Raw genomic sequence first — 24,900 nt, 5'->3', positions numbered from 1 at the left:
GCATTGGAGCATGACACGAAAAGACCTGGCCAACCCCCCGCGCACTTCGGAGTTCTTGCTGCTGGACCGGGGACATCAGGGCTGTGTGTACTCATGACATGCCGAACCTCAACGCACTCAGCGCCGACGAGGCGGAGAAGGAGCTGCTGGCCTGCTGCGCCTCCCGGGCCTTCGCCCGCGAGGTGGCCGCGCTGCGTCCGTACCAGGACCTGGCCGCGCTGACCGCCGCCGCCGACGCCGCCGTGCGCGGCCTGGCATGGCCGGACGTCGAGGAGGCGCTCGCGGCCCACCCGAGGATCGGGGAGCGGGCCGAGGGCGCCGGCCGCGAGTCCGCCTGGAGCAGGCAGGAGCAGTCGGGCGTCGAGGACCACCTGCGCCAGGCGCTGGCCGAGGGCAACCGCGCCTACGAGGAGAGGTTCGGCCACGTCTACCTGATCTGCGCCACCGGCCTGTCGGGCGAGCGGATGCTCGCCCGGCTGAAGGAACGCCTGGCCAACGACCCCGCCACCGAGCGCGAGGTCGTACGGGACGAACTAGCCAAGATCACCAAGCTGAGGGTGGCGAAGATATGAGCTTCTCGACGCACGTGCTCGACGCGGTCACGGGACGGCCCGCCGTGGGTGTCCAGGTACGGCTGGAGCACCAGGGACAGGTCGTGGCGCAGGGCCGTACGGACGACGACGGCCGGATCAAGGGCTGGAGCCCGGGAGCGGGCGTGCACCGCGTGGTGTTCGACACCGGCTCCTACCTCCGGGACACCTTCTACCCGGAGGTCGTCATCACCTTCACCGTCGCCGATCCCGCCGAGCACTACCACGTCCCCCTCCTCCTCAGCCCGTTCGCCTACTCCACCTACAGAGGGAGCTAGATGTCAGTCATCCTCGGACCCAACCGGTACGGCAAGGCCGAGACCAGGCTCGTCCGCGTCGTCCGCGACGGCGAGGTCCACCACCTCAAGGACATCAACGTCAGCAGCTCCCTGTCGGGTGAGATGGAGCCGGTCCACCTGACGGGCGACAACGCCGCCGTGCTGCCCACCGACACGCAGAAGAACACCGCCTACGCCTTCGCCAAGAAGCACGGCGTCGACCAGATCGAGGACTTCGCCCTCCTGCTGGCCAGGCACTTCGTCGACTCCCAGCCGACCATCCACCACGCCAGGGTGGAGATCGAGGAGTACGCGTGGGAGCGCATCAGCGGCGGCCACTCCTTCGTGCGCAGCGGCGGGGAGGTGCGCACCTGCGTCGTCCACCACGACCGCGACGGCCGCACGAGCGTGGTCTCCGGCCTGAAGGACCTGGTGGTGCTCAACTCCACCGACTCGGAGTTCCACGGCTACATCGTCGACGAGTACACCACCCTGCAGCCGACCCACGACAGGATCCTCGCCACCGCGGTGGCCGCCCAGTGGCGGCACGCCTCGGCCGCCGCCGACTTCGGCAAGTCCTACGCCGACGTGCGACAGGCACTGCTCGACGCCTTCGCCGAGACCTACAGCCTCTCGCTGCAGCAGACGCTGTACGCCATGGGACGGCGGGTACTGGAGACGAGGCAGGAGGTGTGCGAGGTTCGCTTCGCGATGCCGAACAAGCACCACTTCCTCGTGGACCTGGCGCCGTTCGGCCTGGACAACGACAACGAGGTCTTCTACGCCGCCGACCGGCCCTACGGGCTGATCGAGGGCAGCGTGCTCCGCGAGGACGCGCCCGACGCCGCGTTCGCCTGGGAGTGAGACATGGACTTTCTGCGGCCCACGACATGGGCGGAGGCGCTGGAGGCCAAGGCCGACCAGCCGGGGGCGGTGCCCATCCAGGGCGGCACCGACGTGATGGTCGAGATCAACTTCGACGTGCACAGGCCCGCGTCCCTGCTGGACCTGAACCAGGTCGCCGAGCTCCAGACGATCGAGCTGGTCGACGGCGCGTACAGGGTCGGCGCGGGCGTGCCGTACGTGCGGATCATCGAGGAGCTGCCCGGCGCGCTGCCGGGCCTCGCGCAGGCGGCGCGGACGGTCGGCTCGCCGCAGATCCGCAACCGCGGGTCGGTCGGCGGCAACCTCGGCGCGGCCTCGCCCGCCGGTGACAGCCATCCGCCGCTGCTGGCGGGGGACGCCGTGATCGAGGTGGAGTCACGCGACGGAGGGGTCAGGCTGATCCCCGCGTCCGAGTTCTACCTGGGGGTCAAGCGCAGCGCGCTGCGCCCCGACGAGCTGATCAGGGCCTTCCACATGAAGCCCGCCGAGGGGCCGCAGTACTTCTCCAAGGTCGGCACCCGCAACGCCATGGTGATCGCGGTGTGCTCGTTCGCCGTGGCACTGCACCCGTCGGAGCGGCGCGTCGGCACCGGGATCGGCTCCGCGGCTCCGACGCCGCGCAGGGCGCTGGAGGCCGAGGCGTTCATGGCCGCCGAGCTGGACTGGGACGCGCGTCTCGACCCCGCCGTGCTCAAGCGGTTCGGCGAGCTGTGCGCGGCGGCGGCCTCGCCGATCGACGACGTTCGCGGCACGGCCGACTACCGCAGGCACGCGATCGCGGTCATGGCCCGCCGAACTCTGACGTGGGCCTGGAACGACTACAGGAAAGTGAGGGCCGCGTGATGCGCGTGAACTTCACCGTCAACGGCCGCACCGAGGCCGTCGACGATGTGTGGGAGGGCGAGAGCCTGCTCTACGTGCTGCGCGAGCGGGTGGGCCTGCCGGGCTCCAAGAACGCCTGCGAGCAGGGCGAATGCGGCTCTTGTACGGTCTACCTCGACGGCACGCCCGTCTGCTCGTGCCTGGTCGCGGCGGGCCAGGTCGAAGGACGCGAGGTCCGCACGGTGGAGGGGCTCGCCGACGGCGACAGGCTCGACCCCGTGCAGGAGGCCTTCGTCGAGTGCGGCGCCGTGCAGTGCGGCTTCTGCACGCCCGGCCTGATCGTCCAGGCGCACGACCTCATCCAGCACAACGACCGGCCGTCCGACGCGGAGATCCGCGAGGCGCTGGCCGGCAACCTGTGCAGGTGCACGGGCTACGAGAAGATCCTCGACGCCGTACGGTTGGCCGCCAGCAGGAAGGCGGCGCTCCGGTGATCATCGAGAACGTCCGCATCGCGCCGGTCGTGGGCCCCGAGATCGAGTCGGGATTCATCAGGATCCAAGGCGACACGATCGTCGAGATCGGCCACGGAGCCCCCTCGGGCCCGCCCGAGGGCGACGCCGAGCGGATCGACGGGCGCGGCTGCCTGGCCACCCCCGGCCTGGTCAACACCCACCACCACCTCTACCAGTGGGCCTCGCAGGGCCTCGCGCAGGACGCGACGCTGTTCGAGTGGCTGGTGGCGCTCTACCAGGTATGGGCGGCGATGGACGCCGAGGTGGTGCACGGCGCGGCGACGGCGGGGCTCGGCTGGCTGGCCCTGTCCGGCTGCACGACCTCCTCCGACCACCACTACGTCTTCCCCAAGGGCCGCGGCGACCTGTTCGGCGCCGAGATCGAGGCGGCCCGCTCGATCGGGCTCAGATTCCACCCCGCCCGCGGGTCCATGGACAGGGGCAGGTCGCAGGGAGGGCTGCCGCCGGACGTCGTGGTCGAGAAGCTCGACGAGATCCTCGCCGCCACGCAGGAGGCGATCGACGCCTACCACGACCCCTCCTTCTCCTCCAAGCTGCGGGTCGCGGTGGCGCCCTGCTCGCCGTTCTCCGTCAGCGCCGAGCTGATGACCGAGGCCGCCTCCCTGGCAAGGGCCGCGAACGTGCGCCTGCACACCCACCTGGCCGAGACCCTCGACGAGGACGAGCACTGCGTGGAGCAGTTCGGGATGCGGCCGGTCGACTACATGGAGAAGCTCGGCTGGCTCGGCCCCGACGTGTGGTTCGCGCACACCGTCCACCTCAGCGACGGCGACATCGAGAAGTTCGCCGCCACCGGCACCGGCTCGGCGCACTGCCCCTCGTCCAACGGGCGGCTCGGCGCGGGGATCGCCCGCGTGTCGGAGATGCTGGCGCGCGGCGCCAACGTGGGCCTCGGCGTCGACGGCAACGCCTCCTCCGAGCTGACCACGATGGCGGGCGAGATGCGGCAGGCGCTGCTGTTCCAGCGCGCCCGCTACGGGCCCACCGCGCTCACCGCCAGGCAGGCGCTGGAGATGGCCACGCTGGGCGGCGCGCGCAACCTCGGCAGGCAGGACGAACTCGGCTCGCTCGAGCCGGGCAAGCTCGCCGACATCGCGCTGTGGCGCGTGGACGGCCCGTTCGGCTCCGCCGTCACCGACCCGGTGTGCCAGCTGGTCTTCGGCACCAGGCAGCCGCCTCTGGCCAGGCTGCTGGTCGGCGGGGAGACCGTCGTCGAGGACGACGAGCTGCGCACGGTCCCCCAGGACGTGGCCGGACGCGCGGGGGCGGACGCCCACCGCAGGCTGCTGCGCCTGGCGTCCGAGCAGGGAATCAGCGCCGCGAAGGAGGTGCACGGGTGAACGGCTCCCGGCAGAGCACACCGCTGAGAGCGCCGCACGAGATCGCCGTGCCCGGTCAGGGCGGCGTGGGCGACAGCCCGCTGCGGCCCGACGGCACGCTCAAGGTCAAGGGGGAGTTCGCCTACTCCTCCGACCTGTGGATCGACGGGATGCTGTGGGGCGCGACGCTGCGCAGCCCGCATCCCCGCGCCCGCATCGTGTCCATCGACACCTCCGCGGCCCTGGCTCACCCGGGCGTGCACGCCGTGCTGACCGAGGAGGACGTGCCAGGACGCAAGCACTTCGGGCTCGACCACACCTGGGACCAGCCGGTCCTGGCCATCGGCGAGGTCCGCCACCAGGGCGAGCCGATCGCGCTGGTGGCCGCCGACCATCCCGAGATCGCGCGCAGGGCGCTGGAGAAGATCGCGATCGAGTGGGAGGTGCTCGACCCGCTCGTCGACGCCCGCAGGGCCGCCTTCGACCCGAGCTATCCGCGGGTGCAGGAGCGGCCCAATCCCGCCAGGCACCAGCCGGTGCGGGTGGGCGACGTCGAGTCGGCCAGGGCCGCCGCCGAGGTCGTGGTCACCGGCACCTTCGAGGTCGGCATCCAGGACCAGGCCTTCCTCGGGCCCGAGTCGGGGCTGGCCGTACCGGCCGACGACGGCGGGGTGGACCTCTACGTCGCCACCCAGTGGATGCACAACGACCTCAAGCAGATCGGGCCCTGCCTCGGACTGCCCGAGTCCAAGATCCGGATGACGCTGTCAGGCGTGGGAGGGGCGTTCGGCGGCCGCGAGGACCTGTCGATGCAGATCCACGCCGCGATGCTGGCCATGCGGACGGGACGGCCCGTCAAGATGGTCTACAACAGGCACGAGTCGTTCTTCGGCCACGTGCACAGGCACCCGGCCGAGATGCGCTACGAGTACGGGGCCACCAAGGACGGCAGGATCGTCTACGCGGACGTGGAGATCCTGCTCGACGGCGGCGCCTACACCTCGGCCACGCTCAACGTGGTCGGCAACGCCGCCTCCCTCGGCGTCGGGCCCTACGACATCCCCAACATCAAGATCGACGCGTACGGCGTCTACACCAACAACCCGCCGTGCGGCGCGATGCGCGGCTTCGGCGCGGTGCAGGCGTGCTTCGCCTACGAGTCGATGATGGACAGGCTGGCCGCCGCGTGCGGGCTCGACCCCGTCACGGTCAGGCAGCGCAACGCCGCCTCCCAGGGCACCAGACTGGCCACGGGACAGGTGCTGTGGGCGCCGCTGCCCATGGCCGAGATGCTGGAGCAGGCCCGCACCCTGCCGATGCCCGCCGATCTCGACGCCGCCGACATCAGGAACCTGCCGGGCGGCGCGTCGCAGACCACCCACGGCGAGGGCGTCATGCGCGGCGTCGGCTACGGCGTCGGGCTGAAGAACATCTGCTTCTCCGAGGGGTACGACGACTACTCCACCGCCAGGGTCCGCCTGGAGGTCGTCGGGGGAGAGGCCACCGCGCTGGTGCACACCGCGGCGGCCGAGGTGGGACAGGGGCTGGTCACCGTCGAGGCCCAGATCGCTCGCACCGAGCTGGGCGTCGAGAGGGTCGTCATCCACCCCGCCGACAACCAGGTGGGCGACGCGGGCTCGAGCTCGGCCTCCCGCCAGACCTACATGACGGGCGGCGCGGTCAAGGCGGCCTGCGAGGCCGTGCGCGACCGGCTCTTCGAGCGGCTCGAGCACGACGACCTGTCGCTGGTCGGCGGCAAGGTGGTCTCCGCGAGCGCGGGCGTGATCGCCTCGCTCGAGGAGATCCTCGGCGACGACGCCATCGAGGAGACCCGCGAGTACCACCATGAGCCGACCACCGGCATGGACAAGGTGACAGGGCAGGGCGACTCGCACACCCAGCTCGCCCTGTGCGTCCACCGCGCGGTGGTGGACGTCGACGTCGAACTCGGCCTGGTGAAGGTCGTCGAGCTGGCGGCCGTCCAGGACGTCGGCCGGATCATCAACAGGCTCTCCCTCGAGGGCCAGATCCACGGCGGCAGCGCCCAGGGCCTCGGCCTCGCGGTGATGGAGGAGATCGTGGTGCGCGACGGCAAGGTGCGCAACCCGTCCTTCACCGACTACCTCATCCCGACCATCCAGGACATGCCGCCGATGCGGCTGGAGATCCTCGAGAACGCCGACCCGCGCGCGCCGTACGGGCTGCGCGGGGCCGGAGAGCCACCCACGCTCTCCTCCACGCCCGCGATCGTCGCGGCCATCCGCGACGCCACGGGTCTCGCACTCAACAGGGTGCCGGTCCGCCCCGAGCACATCACACTCGGCGCAGCAGTGAGTTGATCAACGGGGGCCGCCCTGTCCGCGGCGGCCCCACAACCACACCCCCGCGGCGCGGCCTGTCATGCCCCGCCGCAGGTCGACCATGCCCTGAGGAGGGCCCCGACCATGACCCAGCTGAAGCCCAAGCCCGTCACAGGAGACTTCTTCGACCTGGCCGCGAGGGGCACCACGGTAGGCCGAGAGGTGCGCGGCGGCATCACCACGTTCGTGGCCGTCGCCTACATCATCCTGCTCATCCCGATCATCCTGAGCGGCGCCAAGGACGTGACCGGCGCCACCATGACGATCCCGCAGCTCACCACGGCCGTCACGCTGTCGGCGGCGCTCACCACGATCCTGATGGGCCTGGTCGGCAACGCGCCGTTCGCCCTCGCCTCGGGCCTGGGCGTCGCGCCCGTCGTGGCCTTCCAGGCGGCCCCGCACATGACCTGGGCGCAGGCGATGGGCCTGGTCGTCCTGGAGGGCGTGGTCATCGTGATCCTCGCCCTCACCGGGGTCAGGCAGCTCATCATGGACGCCATCCCCACGCCCATCAAGCACGCCATCGGCGTCGGCATCGGCATGTTCATCGCGCTGATCGGGCTGGTGGACGCCGGATTCGTCGGCAAGGGCGCGGGCACGCCCGTGACCCTCGGCGTCGGCGGCCACCTGGCCGGCTGGCCGATCGTGGTCTTCTGCGCGGGACTGCTGCTGACCATCGCCCTGTTCGTCAGGAAGGTGCCAGGCGCCCTGCTCATCGGCATCGTCTCCGCGACGGTCCTCGCCATCGTCGTCAACGCCGCGGTGCCGGGGCTGAAGTGGGGCGTCGTCACGCCCGAGATGCCCTCGCAGATCATCGCCACACCCGACTTCGGGCTGCTGTTCGGCGTCGACCTGTTCGGCGGGTTCGGCTCGGCGGGCTTCCTCACCGCGACCGTCGTGCTGTTCACACTGGTCCTGTCCGGCTTCTTCGACGCGATGGGCACCATCCTCGGCCTCGGCGAGGAGGCGGGCATGGCCGACTCCGAGGGCCGCATCCAGGGCATCGGCAAGATCCTGACCATCGACGGCCTCGGCGCGATCATCGGCGGCGGCACAGGGGCCTCGGCGAACACCGTCGTCGTCGAGTCCGCCGCGGGGGTGGGGGAGGGCGCTCGCACCGGCCTCGCCAGCCTCGTCACAGGAGCGCTGTTCGCCGCGGCCATGTTCCTCACGCCGCTGGCCGCCGTCGTGCCCGCACAGGCGGCGGCCCCCGCGCTGGTGCTGGTCGGCGCGCTCATGATGACCGCGGCCCGCAAGATCGAGTGGGACTCCCTCGACCTGGCGATCCCCGCGTTCCTGACGATCGCGCTGATGCCCTTCACCTACTCCATCACCAACGGCGTCGGCGCGGGCGTCATCGCCTACACCGTCATCAAGGCCGCCCGCGGCCGCTTCGACGAGATCCACTGGCTGCTCTGGCTGATCAGCGTGATCTTCGTCGGGTACTTCGGCGTCGGCTTCATCGAGAGCCTGATCGGCTGATGTTCGAACTCCTGGAGGAGCTGAAGGCCTGGGCCGCCTCGGGCAGGCCCTTCGCCGTCGCCTCCGTCGTCTCGACCACCGGCAGCGCCCCCCGCCCCGCGGGCGCGGCGCTGGCGGTGTCGGCCGACGGGGAGGCCATCGGAAGCGTGTCCGGCGGCTGCGTCGAGGGCGCGGTCTACGAGCTGTGCCTGGAGGTCGCCGCCGGCGGCGTCCCCGTCCGCCAGACGTTCGGCTACGGCGACGACGACGCCTTCGCGGTCGGCCTGACCTGCGGCGGCATCATCGAGGTGCTCGTATGGCCCAGTCCCCGCTTCCTCCAGCCCGTACGGCAGGGCGAGCGCGTCGCGGTGGCCAGGGCGTTCGGCGACGCGGCCGACGCCATCGTGGTGTGGCCCGACCGCCACGAGGGCGACATGGGCGACGACGACCTCGACGCGGTCGTCGTCGCCGAGACCAGGGCGATGCTCGAAGCGGGACTGACCGGCGTACGCGAGATCGGCTGCGGCGAGCGGAGAGTCGAGCTGTTCGTCGAGTCGCACACCCCGCCGCCGCGGATGCTCGTCTTCGGCGCCATCGACTTCGCCGCCGCGCTCACCAGGGCGGGCCGCCTGCTCGGCTACCACGTCACGGTCTGCGACGCCCGCCCCGTCTTCGCCACCAGGCGGCGCTTCCCCGACGCCCACGAGGTGGTCGTGGACTGGCCGCACCGCTACCTGGCGGCGACCGAGGTGGACTCCCGCACGGTCATCGCCGTCCTGACCCACGACGCGAAGTTCGACGTGCCGCTGCTGGAGGTGGCGCTGCGGACGGGAGCGGCGTACGTGGGGGCGATGGGCTCACGCCGTACGCACAGGGACAGGATGCGGCGCCTGCGCGAGCAGGGGCTGACCGAGGAGGAGCTCGGCACGCTGCGCTCGCCCATCGGCCTCGACCTGGGCGCGCGCACGCCTGAGGAGACCGCCGTGTCGATCGTGGCGGAGATCGTCGCCGCCCGGCGCGGCGGCAGCGGCGTACCGTTGTCGAAGTCGGACGGGCCGATTCACACGTTCACGAACGACCGGCTCAGCGGAGCGCGCGCTCCAGCGGGGTCCTGAAGCGCGGCGTCACCGTCACCCCGTCCAGCCACGCCGTGACACCCTCCGCCGCCCGCTCGACGGCCTGGCGGGCGTCCGAGCCGACGTCCTCCAGCAGCCGCCACACCACCTCGCCGTCCGCCCGCTGGCCCCACCCGCCGACGACGGCGCCGTTCCACCACACGGTCGGGCCGACGTTGCCCGACCGGTCGAACAGCTCGGCCCGATGCGCCTGCGGCAGGTACCAGTCACGCTGCTGCCAGCCCATCGGCGTCGGGTCGAGCGCGGGCAGGAAAGCCGCCCACGGCTCGGGCTCGTCCGCCTCGACGTCGCCCGGCAGGACGTAGCCCGCCGGCCCGTCCTCCAGCTCGACCTCCGTCGCGCCCACCGCCGCCAGAGCCTTGCGCACGTCGCCGAGCGACCAGCCGGTCCACCACTTCAGGTCGGCCTCGGTGCCGGGGCCGTAGGCGGCCAGCCACCTGCGCACCAGCTCGGCCCGCGCGTCCCGCACGGCCATGAGAGGCATCTCGGGCGCCAGTGCCCACCGGTGCTGCCCGCTGATCCACGAGCCCGAGGGCCGCCCCTGCCTGACGATCAGGCCCTCGGCCGCCATCAGGAACAGCAGCCTGGTGCCGACCCCCTGCCTGGCCTCGTACGGCTTGCCCGCCGCGTAGACGAGCTGCTCGCGCAGCTCGGGCACTAGCGTGCCCAGCGTGGCCGCCGTCGCCTCACCGTGCAGGCGCAGCGCCTCCAGCACCTTGCCCTCGACCCGGGAGATCCACTCCCCGTCGAAGCCGCCGCCCTCCTCGAAGTGCCGGGTGAGCAGCTTGCGCTCCTTCACCGCGACGGCGAGCGCGCTGGAGTGGTGGACGACGGGAGCGAGAGCGCGCGGCACCACGAAGATCGTGCGCCGCATGCCGGTCATCCTGACCAGCGTCCTGTCCTCGTACAGGGCCCTCTCCATCGGCTCGGGGCCCTTCGAGCCTGCCCGCGCCGCCGCCGACAGGAACACCGTCGCAGGGTCGGTGCCGTGCAGCGCCACCACGGCCTCGGCCGCCTCCTCGACGCTCCCGCCCTGCTCGGCGAGCAGGTGCCTGACCCCGAGGCGGGCGCGGCGCTGTGCCGTACTCATGCGCATGCATGGAGCATAAGGGTTGGACCAACGCACAATCCCCCCGCGCTCTCGGCCCCGCAGCTTCGGACTTCCTGCCGGTAGACCCGGCGGAGGGCGGGTGTGTCTACTGGTTGGCACACTAGGTACCGCGCTGCCGACGGCAGAACTACGGGCCTCTCCCGACGAGAGGAGCCTGCGATGGCCCTGATGTTCCTCAACGGCGGCGCGATGCGAGGCGGGCCGCTGCACCACCTCCTCGACGGCGCGCCGCTCGTCGCCCAGACCGAGACGGCGCCCAAGTACCGGTTCTACTCGGTCGGCGGGCGTTGCCCCGCGCTCGTGCCCGTCGCGCACGGGGGCGCCGCCATCGCGGGCGAGCTGTACGACGTCGACATGGACGTCCTGCGGGACCGCCTGCTGCCGGCCGAGCCGCCCGAGCTGGAGCTCGGGGTGATCGAGCTGGCCGACGGCGGCTCGTCGCTGGCGATGCTGCTGCGCAAGCCGGTCACCTCGCACGTGCCGCTCATCGACATCACCTCGCAAGGAAGGTGGGTTTCGTGAGGTTCGACGTCAACTGCTCGATCCTGTTCACCCAGCTCCCGCTGCTCGAACGTCCCGCCGCCGCCAAGGCGGCCGGCTTCGACGCGGTGGAGTTCTGGTGGCCCTTCGACCAGGCCGTGCCAGGCGACAGGGAGGTGGACTCCTTCATCGACGCGATCAGGAACGCGGGCGTGCGGCTCGTCGGCCTGAACTTCGTCGACGACATCGCCGACGGCGGCCGCGGCCTCGTCGGACGCCCGGGCGACGCGGCCAGGTTCAGGGACAACATCGACGTCGCGGTAGGGATCGCGGGACGGCTCGGCTGCCGGGCGCTCAACGCCCTCTACGGCAACAACGGCGAGACCGAACCGGCGCTGGAGAACCTCGCCCTGGCCGCCCGCAAGGCCGCGGCGATCGACGCGGTCGTGCTCGTCGAGGCGCTCAACGTCTACGAGTCGCCCTCCTACCCGCTGGTCTCCGTCAAGGCGGCGACCGACGTGATCGAGGCGGTCGGGCAGCCGAACGTGCGCTTCCTCTGCGACCTCTACCACCTGGCGCGCATGGGCGAGGACCTGCCCGCCGCGCTCGCGCACCCGCTGACGGGGCACGTGCAGATCGCCGACAACCCGGGCCGCGGCCGTCCAGGCACCGGTTCCCTGCCGCTACCCGAGCTGCTCGACGGCTACGAGGGCTGGGTCGGCCTGGAGTACAAGGACCCCGATCTCGACTTCGGCTGGGTCTCGCAGTGGCCGGCCCCGACACATGAACAGGAGTTCGTCGCGTGAGGATTGGTTTCATCGGGCTCGGGATCATGGGACTGCCCATGGCCGAGCACCTGGTCAAGGCGGGACACGAGGTCGTGGGCTACGACGTCGTGCCCAGGCCGTTCCCTGCCGCGGCGAGCCTCGCCGAGGCGGTCCGGGAGGCGGAGGTCGTCATCACGATGCTCCCCGCCGACCCGCAGGTCGAGGCCGTCTTCCCCGAGATCGTCGCGCACGCCCCTCAGGACGCGCTCTACATCGACTTCTCCACCATCACGCCGCAGACCTCGCGCAAGCTGGCCGAGCGGTGGAAGCGCACGCTCGACGCCCCCGTCTCCGGCGGCGAGAAGGGCGCGATCGACGGCGTCCTTTCCATCATGGTCGGCGGCGCGGAGAGCGACTTCGAGGCGGCCAGGCCGATCTTCGCGGCCGTGGGCAAGACCTTCAAGCTCGTCGGCGGTCCTGGCGCGGGACAGTTCGTCAAGGCCGCCAACCAGCTCGTCGTCGGCGGAACCTACGCGCTCGTGGCCGAGGCCATCGTGCTGATGGAGGCCGCGGGCGTGGACGCCGCGGCCGGGCTCGACGTGCTCGCGGGAGGGCTGGCCGCCAGCCGCATCCTCGACCTCAAGCGTGAGTCGATGCTGGCCCGCAGCTTCCAGCCGGGCTTCAGGATCGACCTGCACCACAAGGACATGGGCATCATCCTCGACGCCGCTCGCACCGCCGAGGTCGCGCTGCCCATGTCCGCGCTCACCGCGCAGCTCATCGCGGCCGCCCGCGCGCAGGGGCACGGCTCGCTCGACCACTCCGTCCTTCTCCTGGTGATCGAAAGGCTCAGTCGTTGACATCCCCCCTCCCTGAGGGGAGGGGTTCCCAGGGGCGCCCGTGAGGTTTCCTGCTTCACCGCCGGTCGCCCGCCAGGAAGGTCTTCCCTTGAGGTCTTACACCAGCTCCACAGGCGTTTCACCTCTCCGCCAGCCCGGCGGCGAGGATGGTGCGTTTCACGCATGCGGCGGCTTGGTTATCGACGCCATCGAACACGATATCGAACCGTGCGGCTTCGTGCCGCGTTTTCTCCCCCGTCTGAAGGCGGGGTTCTCCACACTCAAGGAGCTGCGATGAAGATGCCCGCGATGAACGCGGTCGTGGAGGTCCTCAAGTCCGAGGGCGTCGACGTCGCCTTCGGCTGCCCGGGGGCGGCCATCCTGCCGCTGTACAAGGCGATGGAGGAGCTCGGCGGCATCGAGCACCTCGTCGTCAGGCACGAGGAGGGCGCCACCCACATGGCCGACGGCTGGGCCCGCACCAACGGCCGCGTCGGCCTGGCCATCGGCACCTCGGGTCCGGCGGGCACCAACATGATCACCGGTCTCTACACCGCGCTCGCCGACTCCATCCCGATCGTCTGCGTCACAGGGCAGGCCGCCTCCACCAAGCTGCACCAGGAGGCCTTCCAGGCGGTGGACATCGTCGCCATCGCCACGCCCGTGACCAAGTGGGCCGTGCAGATCAAGGAGGCGGGACAGGCGCCGTGGATCTTCCGCGAGGCCTTCCGCATCGCCCGTTCCGGCCGTCCGGGCCCTGTGCTGATCGACATCCCCGTCGACATCGCCCGCCAGATCATCGAGTACGACCCCGCCATCGACGCCCCGCTGCCCGTGGCCGCCGTCGAGCCGCACCTGCCCCGCGTCGAAAAGGCGCTGGACCTGCTGCTGGCCGCCGAGCGCCCGCTGCTGCTGTCGGGTGGCGGTGTCATCGGCGCCGGCGCCTCCGCCGAGCTGGTGGAGCTGGCCGAGCTGCTGCAGGTGCCCGTGCAGGTCACGCTCATGGGCAAGGGCTCCATCCCCGACGACCACCCGCTCCACAGCGGGATGACAGGCATCCAGACCTCCCAGAGGTACGGCAACGCCTCCTTCCTCGAGTCGGACCTCGTGCTGGCCCTCGGCTCCCGCTTCGGCGACCGCCACACCGGCTCGCTGGACGTCTACCGGGGCGAGCGCACGTTCATCCACGTCGACATCGAGCCCACCCAGCTCGGCAGGGTCTTCGAGCCCGACCTCGGCATCGTCTCCGACACCAGGCTGTTCCTGCGGGCGATGATCGACCTGGCGAAGGCGCGCGGCGTCAGCCGTGCCCCGGGAGCGTGGGTCGAGCGGGTGCGGGAGCTGCGCAGGACGCTCACCAGGCGCGAGGACTTCGACGACATCCCCGTCAAGGCGCCGCGCGTCTACAAGGAGATCAACGACTTCTTCGACGAGGACACCTACTTCGTCACCGCCATCGGGCTCTACCAGATCTGGGGCGGCCAGCACCAGAAGGCCTTCAAGCCGCGCCGCTACCAGGTGTGCGGGCAGGCGGGGCCGCTCGGCTGGGAGATCCCCGCCGCGATCGGCGTCAAGAAGGCGGCGCCGGACGCGCAGGTGGTCGGGGTGGTCGGCGACTACGGCTTCCAGTACCTGGTCGAGGAGCTCGCCGTCGCGGCGCAGTACGACGTGCCGTTCGTGCTCGTCATGCTCAACAACGAGTACCTCGGCCTGATCAGGCAGGCTTCGCTGCCGTACGAGATGAACTACCAGGTGGACATCCACTTCGACGAGTACGGCACCGACAACGTCAAGATCATGGAGGCGTACGGCTGCGCGGGCGTCCGCGTCTTCGACCCCGCGGAGATCCGCTCCTCGCTGGAGTGGGCGACCAAGGAGGCGGCGCGCACGTCGCGGCCGGTGCTCGTGGAGATCATGATCGAGCGGGAGGCCAACACCCCGCACGGGCTGTCGATCGACGCGGTGCGCGAGTTCGAGCCGCTTCCGGCCGAAGTGTGATGATGGGTCATCGCAGGCACGCCCTCCTGCCCGCTCGCACCGGGCAGGAAGGCGTGCCAGCCCATTCTTCATCATCGGCCTGGGAGTGTCGCAGTGGTTGAGCATGTTCTTGTCGCCCCTGACAAGTTCAAGGGGTCGCTGACGGCGGCGGAGGTCGCCGCGAGGGTGTCGGCGGGCCTGGGCGTCCCCACCGTCGAGCTGCCGGTGGCCGACGGCGGCGACGGCACCGTCGACGCCGCCGTGGCGTGCGGTTTCACCCGTGTGACGCTGAAGGTGACGGGGCCGACGGGCACGCAGGTGCAGGCCTCCTACGCCTGGCTCCCCACCGCGGCCGCCCACGCGGACGCCGATCCCTATCCCGTCGCGGTCGTCGAGCTGGCCGAGGCCTCGGGTCTGCGCAGGCTCCCAGGCGACCTCGAGCCGCTGACGGCCACCAGCAGGGGCACCGGCGAGCTCATCGCCGACGCCGTACGGCGCGGCGCCCGCAGGATCGTGCTCGGGCTGGGCGGCAGCGCCTCCACCGACGGAGGGGCGGGGATGGTCCAGGCGCTGGGCGCCCGCCTGCTCGACGCCAATGGTGACGAGCTGGGCAGGGGCGGGGCGGCGCTGCGGGAGCTGGCCAAGATCGATATTTCCGGATTTGTCGACATTTCAGGGGTGGAGTTCGTCGTCGCGAGCGACGTCGACAACCCGCTGCTCGGCCCGCACGGCGCCGCCGCCGTCTACGGCCCGCAGAAGGGCGCCACCCGCGACGACGTCGTCCTGCTGGAAGGCGCGCTCGGCCGGCTGGCCGCCGTCGCCACCCAGACCCACGGCCTGCTCGGCGCGGTCGAGCACGACGGCACCCCCCGCCCCATGGGCGTCGCGGGCGCGCCGGGCGCGGGCGCGGCGGGAGGCGTGGGCTTCGCCGCCCTCGCCTTCCTGCACGCCGAGATCCGCCCCGGCATCGAGTACCTGCTCGAACTCCTCGGCTTCGAGGACCAGGTGCGGGGCGCGCGGCTGGTCGTCACCGGCGAGGGCTCGCTCGACGAGCAGTCGCTGCGCGGCAAGGCCCCCGTCGGCGTCGCCCAGGCCGCGGCGAAGGCGGGCGTTCCCGTGATCGCAGTCTGCGGCCGCCGTACGCTCAGCGACGAGGCGCTCAGGGCGGCCGGCATCGAGGCGGCCTACGCGCTCACCGACATCGAGCCGGACCCCGCCCGCTGCATGGCCGAGGCAGGTCCCCTCCTCGAACGTCTGGCCGCCCGCGTCGCCGCCGATCGGCTGAGCTGATGCGCCCCGCTTCGAGGAAAGGCAGGAGATGACCGGATACGAGCTCGTCGTCCGATCCCGTAGGGCGATCACGCCCGACGGTGAGCGCCCCGCGGCCGTGGCCGTGCGCGAGGGGAAGATCGCGGCCCTGCACGCCTACGACGCCCCTCTCGACGCGGGCCAGGACGTCGACCTCGGCGACCTGGCCCTGCTGCCCGGCCTGGTCGACACCCACGTGCACGTCAACGAGCCCGGCCGTACCCACTGGGAGGGCTTCGCCTCCGCCACCCGCGCGGCCGCCGCGGGCGGGGTGACGACGATCGTCGACATGCCGCTCAACTCGCTGCCGCCCACCGTCACCGCCGGCGCGCTCACCGCCAAACAGGAGGCCGCAGGCGGCCAGTGTTACGTGGACGTCGGCTTCTGGGGCGGCGCGATCCCCGGCAACCTCGGCGACCTGCGCCCGCTGCACGAGCGCGGCGTCCACGGCTTCAAGTGCTTCCTTTCCCCGTCGGGCGTGGAGGAGTTCCCCCCGCTGACCCCCGACGAGGTACGGCAGGCGCTCAAGGTCATCGCCGAGTTCGACGGGCTCATGGTCGTCCACGCGGAGGACCCCTCCCTGCTGCTGGAGCCCACGGGACCGACCTATCCCGAGTTCCTGCGCTCGCGCCCTGGCGCGTCGGAGCGGCGCGCGGTCGAGCAGGTGATCGAGCTGGCCAGGCAGACCGGCGCCCGCGTCCACATCCTGCACGTCTCCGGCGCCGAGTGCCTGGAGCCGCTGGCGGCGGCCCAGCGTGACGGCGTGCGCGTCTCGGCGGAGACCTGCCCGCACTACCTCACCCTCACCGCCGAGCAGGTGCCCGAGGGCGACACCGCCTTCAAGTGCTGCCCGCCCATCCGCTCCGCCGACAACCGCGACCGCCTCTGGGCGGGGCTCGCCGACGGCGTGCTGAGCTGCGTCGTCTCCGACCACTCGCCGTCGACCGCCGATCTCAAGCTGCCCGACTTCGCCGCCGCGTGGGGCGGCATCGCCTCGCTCCAGCTCGGCCTGCCGGTGATCTGGACCGAGGCCGCGACCCGCGGTCACGGCCTGGCCGACGTGGTGCGCTGGATGTCGGCCAACCCCGCCGCGCTGGCGGGCATCCGCGGCAAGGGCGGCCTGGTCCCTGGCCACGACGCCGACCTCGTCGCCTTCGACCCCGCGGCCGACCTCCCCGTCGACGCCGCCGCCCTCCACCACAAGAACCCCGTCACGCCCTACCACGGACGCACGCTCAAGGGCGCCGTCCGCACCACGTGGCTGCGCGGCGTCCCCGTGGACGTCACCGCGCCGCCCCGCGGCGCCTTCCTCTGACCCGCATCGAGACCGACCAGGAGAGAGCGAACCACATGCCCGACTTCACCACCCTTCCCGATCTGGCCCTGCGCACCGTCGGCGGCTCGGTCGTGGCGGCCAACGACGAGTCGTTCGCCGAGAAGGAGAGCCTGATCAGGCCCGGCCGTCCCGGCTTCAAGGCCGAGACGTTCGGCAACAAGGGCCAGGTGTACGACGGGTGGGAGACCCGCCGCCGTCGTGAGCCCGGCCACGACTGGGCGATCGTGCGCCTGGGCATGCCGGGCGTGATCCGCGGCGTGGTGATCGACACGGCGTGGTTCAAGGGCAACTACCCGCCCCACGCCTCCGTCGAGGCCTGCGCCGTGGAGGGCTACCCGAGCGCGGCCGAGCTGGCCGAGGCCGACTGGGTGGAGATCGTCCCCAAGGTCGACCTGAAGGGCGACGCCGAGCACGCCTTCGAGGTGTCCGACGAGCACCGCTACACCCACGTCAGGCTCAACATGTTCCCCGACGGCGGCATCGCCCGCCTGCGCGTGCACGGCGAGGTCCGTCCCGACCTGTCGGTGTACGAGGGGCTCGGGCTAGACCTGGCGGCGCTGGCCAACGGCGCGGTCGTCACCGCCTGCTCCGACGAGTTCTACTCGGCGCCCAACAACGCCCTCGCTCCGGGCCTGGCCAGGCACCAGGCCGAGGGCTGGGAGACCGCCCGCAGGCGCGACGAAGGCAACGACTGGCTCGTCATCCGCCTCGCGACGCTCGGCGTGATCAAGCTGGTCGAGCTCGACACCACCAACCTGTTGTTCAACGCGCCGGGCGCGGCGTCGCTGAAGGGCAGCGTGGACGGCGAGACGTGGTTCGAGCTGCTGCCCGAGACGCGGCTGCAGCCCGACACGGCACACCGCTTCCGGCTGGAGGACGCGCCCGCGGCGGCGTACGTCCGGATCGACATCTACCCCGACGGCGGCCTGGCCCGCGTCCGCCTCCTCGGCACGCAGGCCTAGCAGAGGAGCGGTCCCGTGTTCTGCTCCTCTGCTAGGCCTGGCCTGGTGGACGCGGGCCCGTGTGCGGCTCCACGGAGCGTTACGGCGGGCCCTCGCAGGGCGGTGGACGGGTCGGTCAGTGGCGGGCCAGGAGCAGCGTCCAGTAGCCGCCCGTGGGCGCGTACCCCACCCCGATGTGGGTGAGTTCGCAGTCCATGATGTTCGCCCTGTCGCTCGGGTTGTTCACCCAGGACTCCACCACGTCGGCGGCGGTGTGCTCGCCCTTGGCGATGTTCTCGCCCCAGGCGCTGACCGGAGCGAAACCCGACTCGGTGATGCGGTCGGCGGCGCCGCGATCGTCGGGAGAGGCATGGCTGAAGTAGTTCTTGAGCGACATGTCGGTGGAATGGTCCACCGCGGCGGCGCGAAGCTGCGGGTCGAAGGTGAGCGGCTTGCAACTCATGGTGGCGCGCGCCTCGTTGATCAATCTGACGACCTCGTTCTCCATCCCCACGTCGAGGCTGTCGAGCCTGCCGAGGTCGTACAGCGTCCTCGCGTAGCCACAGTGCCCGACGGGGCCCGTGGAAGAGTCGTACTGGCAGACCTGCACGCGCATCCCCTTCACGCCGTCCACGCTGAAGCTGAGGGTCCTGGGGAGGGAACCGTCGCACTGCCGGGCGTCGTAGGCGTTCTTCCAGCCGCCGGTAAACGTGAGGGTCTGGAAGGCCACGTACGCGCAGCCGCCGCCGGCATTGGCGGGACGGCTGTCCAGGTCGTAGAGGGCGAAGGTGACCTGCGCGGACGTGCTGTCGTCGCCGGAGCCCATGACGGCGATCTTGCCGTCGGCCTTGGCGAGCGCGTTCCCCGAGTAGTAGAACCCCCATGGCGCGGGGTGGTCGGCCGCGCTCGTCACGGGCGGCACGGCGGTCGAGGCTCCGGCGGTGCCGGAAACCGACAGCGCCAGCGCCACGATGGCCATGACCGTGAGCGACCCCGGCACGAACCTTCTGGTCATGATCTCTCCAGCAGCCCCCGCGCTCCGGCCCCCTGCCGAAACCCGGCTGTGTGAGTCAGTGCTAACCCGTGCCGCTTGCAGGTCTCCTACAACCCGCCGAACGAATCCTTGCAGGTCACAGGACCTGAGCCGGAAATCCGCGACGTGGCAGGGCCTTCAGGGGCTGAGCCTGACCTGGTGGCGCCGCGGCAGGTCGAGCCTCCGCAGTGAGAGCCGGGGCTCGCCGGGCCGCCACGCCACGACGAAGGAGGCGTAGTCGGACTCGGCGGGCATCACCTTGTCGGTGGTGACGAAGTCACCGGCCAGGACCAGCCGGCCGTCGCGGGTCCACGCCATCGAGGTCGACTTGATCGACGTGGGCACCGGCATGGACGGCAGCCGCGTCCACGCCCGCGTGCCGAGGTCGAGCACCTGCACGTCGAGATACTGGCGAGGCCCCGGCCACGCGGGATCGGCGAACCAGACCGCGATCCGCCGCCCGTCGGGACTCACCTCGGCCGTGGAAGGGATGCCCTCGGTGGCGGGAGCCCGCAGCGGCGTGCGCCGGGCCGCCTTCGGCTCGACCAGTGCCAGCCGCGATCCCTTCGAGACCAGGACGAAGTCGCGGGTGGCGGCGTGCACGCGCTGCTCGGCGAACACCTCGTCGCCCGTGGCCCTGTCGAGCAGCAGGGTGCGTCCTTGCTCGGCGAACGACAGCAGGCCCTGCGGAGTGTCCTGTGCGGGGGCCCGCGAGCAGGCGACCCGCAGGGCCCCGCCGTGTTCGCGGCCGCGGAAGTCGAGCGGGCGCAGGCTGCAGTCGTCGCCCCTGACCCGCTGGAGCGCCCACACGCCCTCGCCGTCCGCCGCGGCGAACGCGAACAGCACGCGTCCGCCGAGCCGCCTGGCCCGGTCGCCGGACAGCAGGAACAGGTGGCCTTCGGCGTCGGCGTCACTCGGGGTGGTCAGGACGAGCTCGCGGGAGCCCGCGGTGAAGGCCCACGTCCGCTCGCCGTACGGCAGGCCGCGCACCCTCGTGCGGACACGCGAGTCGACGTCGAGCCTGAAGGCGCCGGCCTCGCCGGTGACCAGCAGCCGCAGCCCGCTGCCCGGCGCCAGCGGACTGCCCGAGACGGGCGGCATGGGGTCGTGCGGACCGTGGCGGCCGGCTCCCGTCGCCGCGCCGCCGCCGGGGACGGCCGGGGCGCTCAGGGCGGCCCGATCGGACGCGCCGGGGCGCGGGGCGGTCGCGGAGGTGCCGACGGAGGGTGCGCATCCCGTGGCGGCGATCAGCGCGGCGGCCAAGGCGGTGGTGAGTCTCACACCCCGTCTACCTCGCCAGGCCGTAGAACGTTCCGGCCCCTCAGTGCCAGATCGTCACCGTGGTGTTGGTGGGTCGCTCCTCCCCGGCCAGCGGGCGCTGGAAGCGCACCTGCTCGCCGTTCGTCAGGTTGCGCACCTTCACCCGGTAACCCTGCTGCTGCAGCTCCGTCGTCGCGTCCCGCACGCTCTTGAACACCACGTTCGGGACGATCCTGAACTCGGCCTGGTCATCGGCCTGGCTGTTGTTCCTGCCGAACCAGTCCATCCAGCCGCCGCCGCAGCGCGAGACCGTGACGCTGGTCATCGTGCCGGGGTCGACCTCGGCCTTCGCCCTGGGGTTCTGCGAGATGACCTCGCACGGCTCGGCGTCGTCGTCGACCTCGTTGACCTGCACCTGGAAGCCCTGCTCGGTGAGGAACTGGGCGGCCTCGTCCTTGGACATGCCGATGACGTAGGGCATCACCAGGCCCGCGCTCAGCACCAGGTTGACGCGGGTGCCCTCCTTGACCCTGTCGCCGATGCTCGGCCTGGTCTGCGTCACGAGGCCGCGCTGCACCTTCGGATTGGCGACCTTGGTGATCTTGCCGACCTCGAGGCCCTGCTCGGCCAGCTTGACCGCCGCGTCGTTCTGGTCGAGGCCCTCCACGTTCGGCACGGTCACCCGCTTGGCGCCGAGCGAGGGCACGATCGTGATCGTCTGGCCGATCTCCACCTCGGTCTTGGAGGCGGGGTCGGTGCTGAGCACCTTGCCCTCCTCCATCTTCTCGTCGTACTGCCCCTGCGCCACCTTGACGACGAAGCCGTTCTTGGCGGCCTCGCTCTTGGCCGCCACGACGCTCCGTCCGACGAGGTCGGGCACGATCGCGTACTTGCTCTGCGAGAAGTACCAGCCGGTCAGGCCGACCGCGACCACCATCAGCGCGGCCAGCGTCACCAGGAACCAGTTGGGCCTGAACCCGCGCCTGCGCGTCGGCGGCTCGCCACCCTGCCCCGCGGGCGCGGTCAGCACCTCGGTGCGGGGCGCCACCAGCGTCGGGTTGGGCACCGCCGCCGCCCTCGGCTGAGGGTGCGGCTGCGAGGCGTTGGACGTGAAGTGCTGGCCCGTGGTGTACGGCGGGCTCGACTCCCTCGGCACCATCCTGTGCGCGTCGACGGCCGCCACCAGCATCGCGGAGGCGTCGGCGGGACGGTCTTCGGGATCGCGCGCGGTCGCCTGCGCCACCAGCGTGTCGATCAGCGGCGGCACCTCGTGGATCAGCGACGAGGGCGGCGGGACGGTGTCGTGCACGTGCCGGTAGGCGACCGACATCGGCGTCTCGCCGTCGTACGGCTGGCGCCCCGTCACGAGCTCGAACAGCATGATGCCGGCGGCGTAGACGTCGCTGCGGACGTCGGCCCCTCCGGTGGTCACCTGCTCGGGCGACATGTAGCCGATCGTGCCGATCATCACGCCCGTGCGCGTCTGGTTCGTCGCCTCGATCGCCCTGGCCAGGCCGAAGTCGACGACCTTGACCCTGCCGTCGTCGGTGAGCAGGACGTTCTCCGGCTTCATGTCACGGTGGACCATGCCCTGCTGGTGGGCGGCGCCGAGCGCGGCCAGCACGGGGATCATGATCTCCAGCGCCTCGCGGGCGGGCAGCCTGCCCCGCGCCCGCAGCACGTCGCGCAGCGTCTTGCCCGGCACGTACTCCATCGACAGGTACACCACGTCGCCGTCGGTGCCCTGGTCGAAGACGTGCACCACGTTGGGGTGAGAGAGGCTGGCCACCGACTTGGCCTCGCCGATGAACCTGCGCACGAACGCGGGGTCCTCGGCCAGCGAGCGGTGCATGACCTTCAGCGCGACCGTGCGGTCGAGTCGGATGTCGAGCGCCAGGTAGACCGTCGCCATCCCGCCCCGGGCGATCCGGGACTCGATGCGATAGCGCCCGTCGAGTAGTCGCCCTACCAGGGGGTCAGCGATCGTCGTGTCCACCTGGCCGAGTTTACGGGCGATTCGCCCCCGGCAGGGCCTGACAATCCCAAACCGATGCCCGTTTGATTCTTGATCTTAGATGGCCTGGCGGGACGTCATGGTAGCGACGGGGCTGGGGTTTCCCTGGAGGTCCACGACCCCGGCCGCTCACCGCATCGCCGGGTCTCGTCGGCCGTGCGGGCGGGTTCGGGGTCGTTCGGGTCGGGACGGGATCAGGGGGTGGTGGGGGAGGAGGCCTCGGCGTAGCGGCGGCGGGGGATGCGGCCCGCCTGCCGCGCCAGCCGTCCCGCCTGCACCGCGGCCCGCATCGCCGACGCCATCAGGTCGGGCCGCTGCGCCCGGGTGACCGCGGTGGCCAGCAGCACCGCGTCGCACCCCAGCTCCATCGCCAGCGCGGCGTCGCTCGCCGTGCCGATGCCCGCGTCGAGGATCACCGGCACCGACGCCGCCTCCACGATCAGCTCGATGTTGTGCGGGTTGCGGATGCCGAGCCCCGAGCCGATCGGCGCGCCCAGCGGCATCACCGCCGCGCACCCGGCCTGCTCCAGCCGCCGCGCCAGCGCAGGGTCGTCCCCGATGTACGGCAGGACCACGAACCCGTCGGCCACCAGCCGCTCGGCCGCGTCGAACGTCTCGATCGGGTCGGGCAGCAGCGTCCGCTCGTCGTTGATGACCTCCAGCTTCACCCAGTTCGTGCCCAGCGCCTCGCGGGCCATCCGCGCCGTCAGCACCGCCTCACCGGCCGTGAAGCATCCCGCGGTGTTCGGCAGGACCTTGATCTGGCGCGAGCGCAGCACGTCGAGCACGGACCCTCTGGCGCCCGGGTCCAGCCGTCGCATGGCGACCGTGGTCAGCTCGGTGCCCGAGGCGACCAGCGCCTGGTCGAGCACCTCGAGGGAGGGCGCGCCACCCGTGCCCATGATGAGTCTGGAGGCGAACTTCTCTCCAGCGATGATCAGCTCATCCACCCTGCACCGCCGTGAGGATCTCGATCCTGTCGCGGTCGGCCAGCGCCGTGGTCGCCCACGTGCCCCTGGTGACCACCTCGTCGTTGACCGCCACGGCCACACCTGTGGTCTGCGCGGTCAGCCGCTGGACGGCCTGGGCCACCGTGGTGCCGTCGGGCACGTCGTGCGGAGCCCCGTTGATCGTCACGTGCATCAGATACTTCCTTGTCCGGCTGTCTGGAACCGCTGAGGCGAGCACAGGGCGGCCAGTTCGCCCTCCTCGCCGTGGAGGAGCGCGGTGGTGAGCGGGGCCAGCAGCACGCCGGCCCTGTGGTGTCCGGTGGCGAGGGCGAGGCCGGGGCCGTACGGGCCGATGAGCGGCAGGTTGTCGGGGGTGCACGGCCGCAGCCCCGCCACGATGTCGGCCACCTGCAGCTCGGTGACGCCGGGGACCAGCTCTCTGGCGTCGCGCAGCAGCTCGTACAGGCCGCCGGCCGTCACGCTGGTGTCGAAGCCCAGCTCTTCCTGGGTGGCGCCGACGACGAGCTCGCCGTCGCCGCGCGGCACCAGGTAGATGGGCGAGCCGTGGACCATGCCGCGCACGCACCTGCCGAGCAGCGGGGACGGTGAGCGAAGGCGCATGATCTGGCCCTTGACGGGGCGCACGGGCAGGCCGGTCAGCTCACCGCTCCACGCGCCGGCCGCGAGCACTACCCGCTCCCCGAGCAGGACGTCGCCCGGCGAGCCCGCGGAAGGACCGGGGAGGCCGGTCGAGGCGCCGGGGGAGGGCGGGGCCAGCCGTACGCCCACGACGGCCGAGCCATCGCGGACCAGCTCTGTCACGCGCCGCCGCACCAGCGGGACGCCCGCCCGCTCCAGCGCGGCCAGCAGGGCCGCGGTGACGCGCCTGGGATCCACCCACGCGTCGCCCTCGGCCAGCACGCCGCCCCTGACCGACGGCGCCAGCATCGGCTCCAGGCGGCGGCATTCGCGCCCCGTCAGCCGCCGCACCGGCAGCCCGAGCTTGTCCATGAACGCGGCCAGCTCTTCGAGCGCCGCCATGTCGTCGCCGCCGAAGGCGAGATCCAGGGTGCCCTGGGTGCGGTAGTCGAGGGCGAGCCCGCTGTCGGCCTCCAGCTCCGCGGCGAAGGCGGGCCAGCGGCTCAGCCCCGCCAACCCCAGCCTGAGCAGCGGCTCCTCGGTGTAGGAGACCTCGCTGACCGGGGCCAGCATGCCCGCGGCCGCATGAGAGGCGCCGGAGGCGGGGGCAGGGTCGATCACCGTGACCTTCGCGCCCGAGCGGCCCAGACGCCAGGCGACGGACAGGCCGACCACGCCGCCGCCCACGATCAGATCCATCTCGCTCCCTTCGCCGGCATGATCCGGATCAGGTGTCTTGCGGTCGAAGGCCCGTCAAAGCCTTCCTCTCAGCCCGGTACGGCCGGACTCCCGCGCGTCTTCTCCGAACAAGCCTACTCAAGCCCCGGGCCCTGGTCGTCAGCGGTGGATTGGTTAAGG

At 71.7% G+C, this 24,900-nt stretch carries 23 protein-coding genes and 1 riboswitch; of the genes, 16 read left to right on the top strand and 7 right to left on the bottom strand.

Features of this window, described 5'->3' with window-relative positions; all coding sequences use genetic code 11:
• Positions 1-98 precede the first annotated feature (98 nt).
• The 9 genes from uraD to AB0B45_RS01495 all read left to right on the top strand — a co-directional run bounded on the left by uraD (position 99) and on the right by AB0B45_RS01495 (position 9,366).
• Positions 99-572, top strand: a complete 474-nt coding sequence (gene uraD / locus AB0B45_RS01535) for a 2-oxo-4-hydroxy-4-carboxy-5-ureidoimidazoline decarboxylase (RefSeq protein ID WP_358123680.1) — start codon at positions 99-101, stop codon at positions 570-572.
• A complete protein-coding gene (uraH, locus tag AB0B45_RS01530; protein WP_358123678.1) occupies positions 569-868 on the top strand; it encodes a hydroxyisourate hydrolase in 300 nt (99 codons plus the stop codon). Before uraD ends, uraH begins: the two co-directional genes overlap by 4 nt.
• Positions 869-1,732, top strand: coding sequence for a factor-independent urate hydroxylase (pucL, locus tag AB0B45_RS01525; protein WP_358123676.1), 864 nt, complete (start codon positions 869-871; stop codon positions 1,730-1,732).
• 3 nt (positions 1,733-1,735) lie between these two features.
• Positions 1,736-2,596, top strand: a complete 861-nt coding sequence (locus AB0B45_RS01520) for an FAD binding domain-containing protein (RefSeq protein ID WP_358123674.1) — start codon at positions 1,736-1,738, stop codon at positions 2,594-2,596.
• Entirely contained in the window at positions 2,596-3,069 is a 474-nt protein-coding gene (locus AB0B45_RS01515) for a (2Fe-2S)-binding protein (RefSeq protein WP_358124712.1), read from the top strand. Before AB0B45_RS01520 ends, AB0B45_RS01515 begins: the two co-directional genes overlap by 1 nt.
• Positions 3,070-3,071: 2 nt before the next feature.
• Positions 3,072-4,451, top strand: coding sequence for an 8-oxoguanine deaminase (locus tag AB0B45_RS01510; protein WP_358124709.1), 1,380 nt, complete (start codon positions 3,072-3,074; stop codon positions 4,449-4,451).
• Positions 4,448-6,769, top strand: coding sequence for a molybdopterin cofactor-binding domain-containing protein (locus AB0B45_RS01505; protein WP_358123672.1), 2,322 nt, complete (start codon positions 4,448-4,450; stop codon positions 6,767-6,769). The genes AB0B45_RS01510 and AB0B45_RS01505 overlap by 4 nt, the downstream gene beginning before the upstream one ends.
• 105 nt (positions 6,770-6,874) lie before the next feature.
• Positions 6,875-8,272 (top strand): NCS2 family permease, encoded by a 1,398-nt coding sequence (locus tag AB0B45_RS01500; protein ID WP_358123670.1) that lies wholly within the window; start codon positions 6,875-6,877, stop codon positions 8,270-8,272.
• Positions 8,272-9,366: an XdhC family protein gene (locus AB0B45_RS01495; RefSeq protein WP_358123668.1), complete on the top strand. Its 1,095-nt coding sequence runs from the start codon at positions 8,272-8,274 to the stop codon at positions 9,364-9,366. The genes AB0B45_RS01500 and AB0B45_RS01495 overlap by 1 nt, the downstream gene beginning before the upstream one ends.
• Here the strand turns inward: AB0B45_RS01495 and AB0B45_RS01490 are convergent.
• Positions 9,335-10,483, bottom strand: coding sequence for a winged helix DNA-binding domain-containing protein (locus AB0B45_RS01490; protein WP_358123666.1), 1,149 nt, complete (start codon positions 10,481-10,483; stop codon positions 9,335-9,337). The genes AB0B45_RS01495 and AB0B45_RS01490 overlap by 32 nt on opposite strands.
• A 174-nt stretch (positions 10,484-10,657) precedes the next feature.
• On the opposite strand from AB0B45_RS01490, the gene AB0B45_RS01485 reads away from it, so the two are divergent.
• The 7 genes from AB0B45_RS01485 to alc all read left to right on the top strand — a co-directional run bounded on the left by AB0B45_RS01485 (position 10,658) and on the right by alc (position 18,167).
• Positions 10,658-11,020, top strand: coding sequence for a gamma-glutamylcyclotransferase (locus AB0B45_RS01485; protein ID WP_358123664.1), 363 nt, complete (start codon positions 10,658-10,660; stop codon positions 11,018-11,020).
• The gene (locus tag AB0B45_RS01480) at positions 11,017-11,784 is read left to right on the top strand and encodes a TIM barrel protein (protein WP_358123662.1); all 768 of its coding nucleotides are present in this window, start codon (positions 11,017-11,019) and stop codon (positions 11,782-11,784) included. Before AB0B45_RS01485 ends, AB0B45_RS01480 begins: the two co-directional genes overlap by 4 nt.
• The gene (locus AB0B45_RS01475) at positions 11,781-12,605 is read left to right on the top strand and encodes an NAD(P)-binding domain-containing protein (RefSeq protein ID WP_358123660.1); all 825 of its coding nucleotides are present in this window, start codon (positions 11,781-11,783) and stop codon (positions 12,603-12,605) included. Before AB0B45_RS01480 ends, AB0B45_RS01475 begins: the two co-directional genes overlap by 4 nt.
• A 279-nt stretch (positions 12,606-12,884) precedes the next feature.
• Positions 12,885-14,582: a glyoxylate carboligase gene (gcl, locus tag AB0B45_RS01470; RefSeq protein WP_358124706.1), complete on the top strand. Its 1,698-nt coding sequence runs from the start codon at positions 12,885-12,887 to the stop codon at positions 14,580-14,582.
• A 93-nt stretch (positions 14,583-14,675) separates the two neighbouring features.
• A complete protein-coding gene (locus AB0B45_RS01465) occupies positions 14,676-15,851 on the top strand; it encodes a glycerate kinase (RefSeq protein WP_358123658.1) in 1,176 nt (391 codons plus the stop codon).
• A gap of 28 nt (positions 15,852-15,879) precedes the next feature.
• Positions 15,880-17,184 (top strand): allantoinase AllB, encoded by a 1,305-nt coding sequence (allB, locus tag AB0B45_RS01460; RefSeq protein WP_358123656.1) that lies wholly within the window; start codon positions 15,880-15,882, stop codon positions 17,182-17,184.
• 35 nt (positions 17,185-17,219) lie between these two features.
• Positions 17,220-18,167, top strand: a complete 948-nt coding sequence (alc, locus tag AB0B45_RS01455) for an allantoicase (RefSeq protein ID WP_358123654.1) — start codon at positions 17,220-17,222, stop codon at positions 18,165-18,167.
• Positions 18,168-18,282: 115 nt separating this feature from the next.
• Here the strand turns inward: alc and AB0B45_RS01450 are convergent, their stop codons facing one another.
• The 6 genes from AB0B45_RS01450 to AB0B45_RS01425 all read right to left on the bottom strand — a co-directional run bounded on the left by AB0B45_RS01450 (position 18,283) and on the right by AB0B45_RS01425 (position 24,741).
• Positions 18,283-19,161, bottom strand: coding sequence for a CAP domain-containing protein (locus AB0B45_RS01450; protein WP_358123652.1), 879 nt, complete (start codon positions 19,159-19,161; stop codon positions 18,283-18,285).
• Between the two features lie 156 nt (positions 19,162-19,317).
• The gene (locus AB0B45_RS01445; protein ID WP_358123650.1) at positions 19,318-20,460 is read right to left on the bottom strand and encodes a hypothetical protein; all 1,143 of its coding nucleotides are present in this window, start codon (positions 20,458-20,460) and stop codon (positions 19,318-19,320) included.
• Between the two features lie 40 nt (positions 20,461-20,500).
• A complete protein-coding gene (gene pknB / locus AB0B45_RS01440; RefSeq protein WP_358123648.1) occupies positions 20,501-22,435 on the bottom strand; it encodes a Stk1 family PASTA domain-containing Ser/Thr kinase in 1,935 nt (644 codons plus the stop codon).
• Between the two features lie 212 nt (positions 22,436-22,647).
• Entirely contained in the window at positions 22,648-23,403 is a 756-nt protein-coding gene (locus AB0B45_RS01435; protein WP_358123646.1) for a thiazole synthase, read from the bottom strand.
• Positions 23,396-23,596, bottom strand: coding sequence for a sulfur carrier protein ThiS (thiS, locus tag AB0B45_RS01430; RefSeq protein WP_358123644.1), 201 nt, complete (start codon positions 23,594-23,596; stop codon positions 23,396-23,398). The genes AB0B45_RS01435 and thiS overlap by 8 nt, the downstream gene beginning before the upstream one ends.
• The gene (locus tag AB0B45_RS01425; protein ID WP_358123642.1) at positions 23,596-24,741 is read right to left on the bottom strand and encodes an FAD-dependent oxidoreductase; all 1,146 of its coding nucleotides are present in this window, start codon (positions 24,739-24,741) and stop codon (positions 23,596-23,598) included. The genes thiS and AB0B45_RS01425 overlap by 1 nt, the downstream gene beginning before the upstream one ends.
• A riboswitch (TPP riboswitch) is annotated at positions 24,730-24,845 on the bottom strand. (Overlaps the previous gene by 12 nt.)
• Positions 24,846-24,900 lie beyond the last annotated feature (55 nt).

Origin of the sequence: Nonomuraea sp. NPDC049152 (genome assembly GCF_040648355.1) — a bacterium.
GTDB lineage: Bacteria > Actinomycetota > Actinomycetes > Streptosporangiales > Streptosporangiaceae > Nonomuraea.
This window is presented reverse-complemented; position numbering and strand designations above follow the sequence as displayed.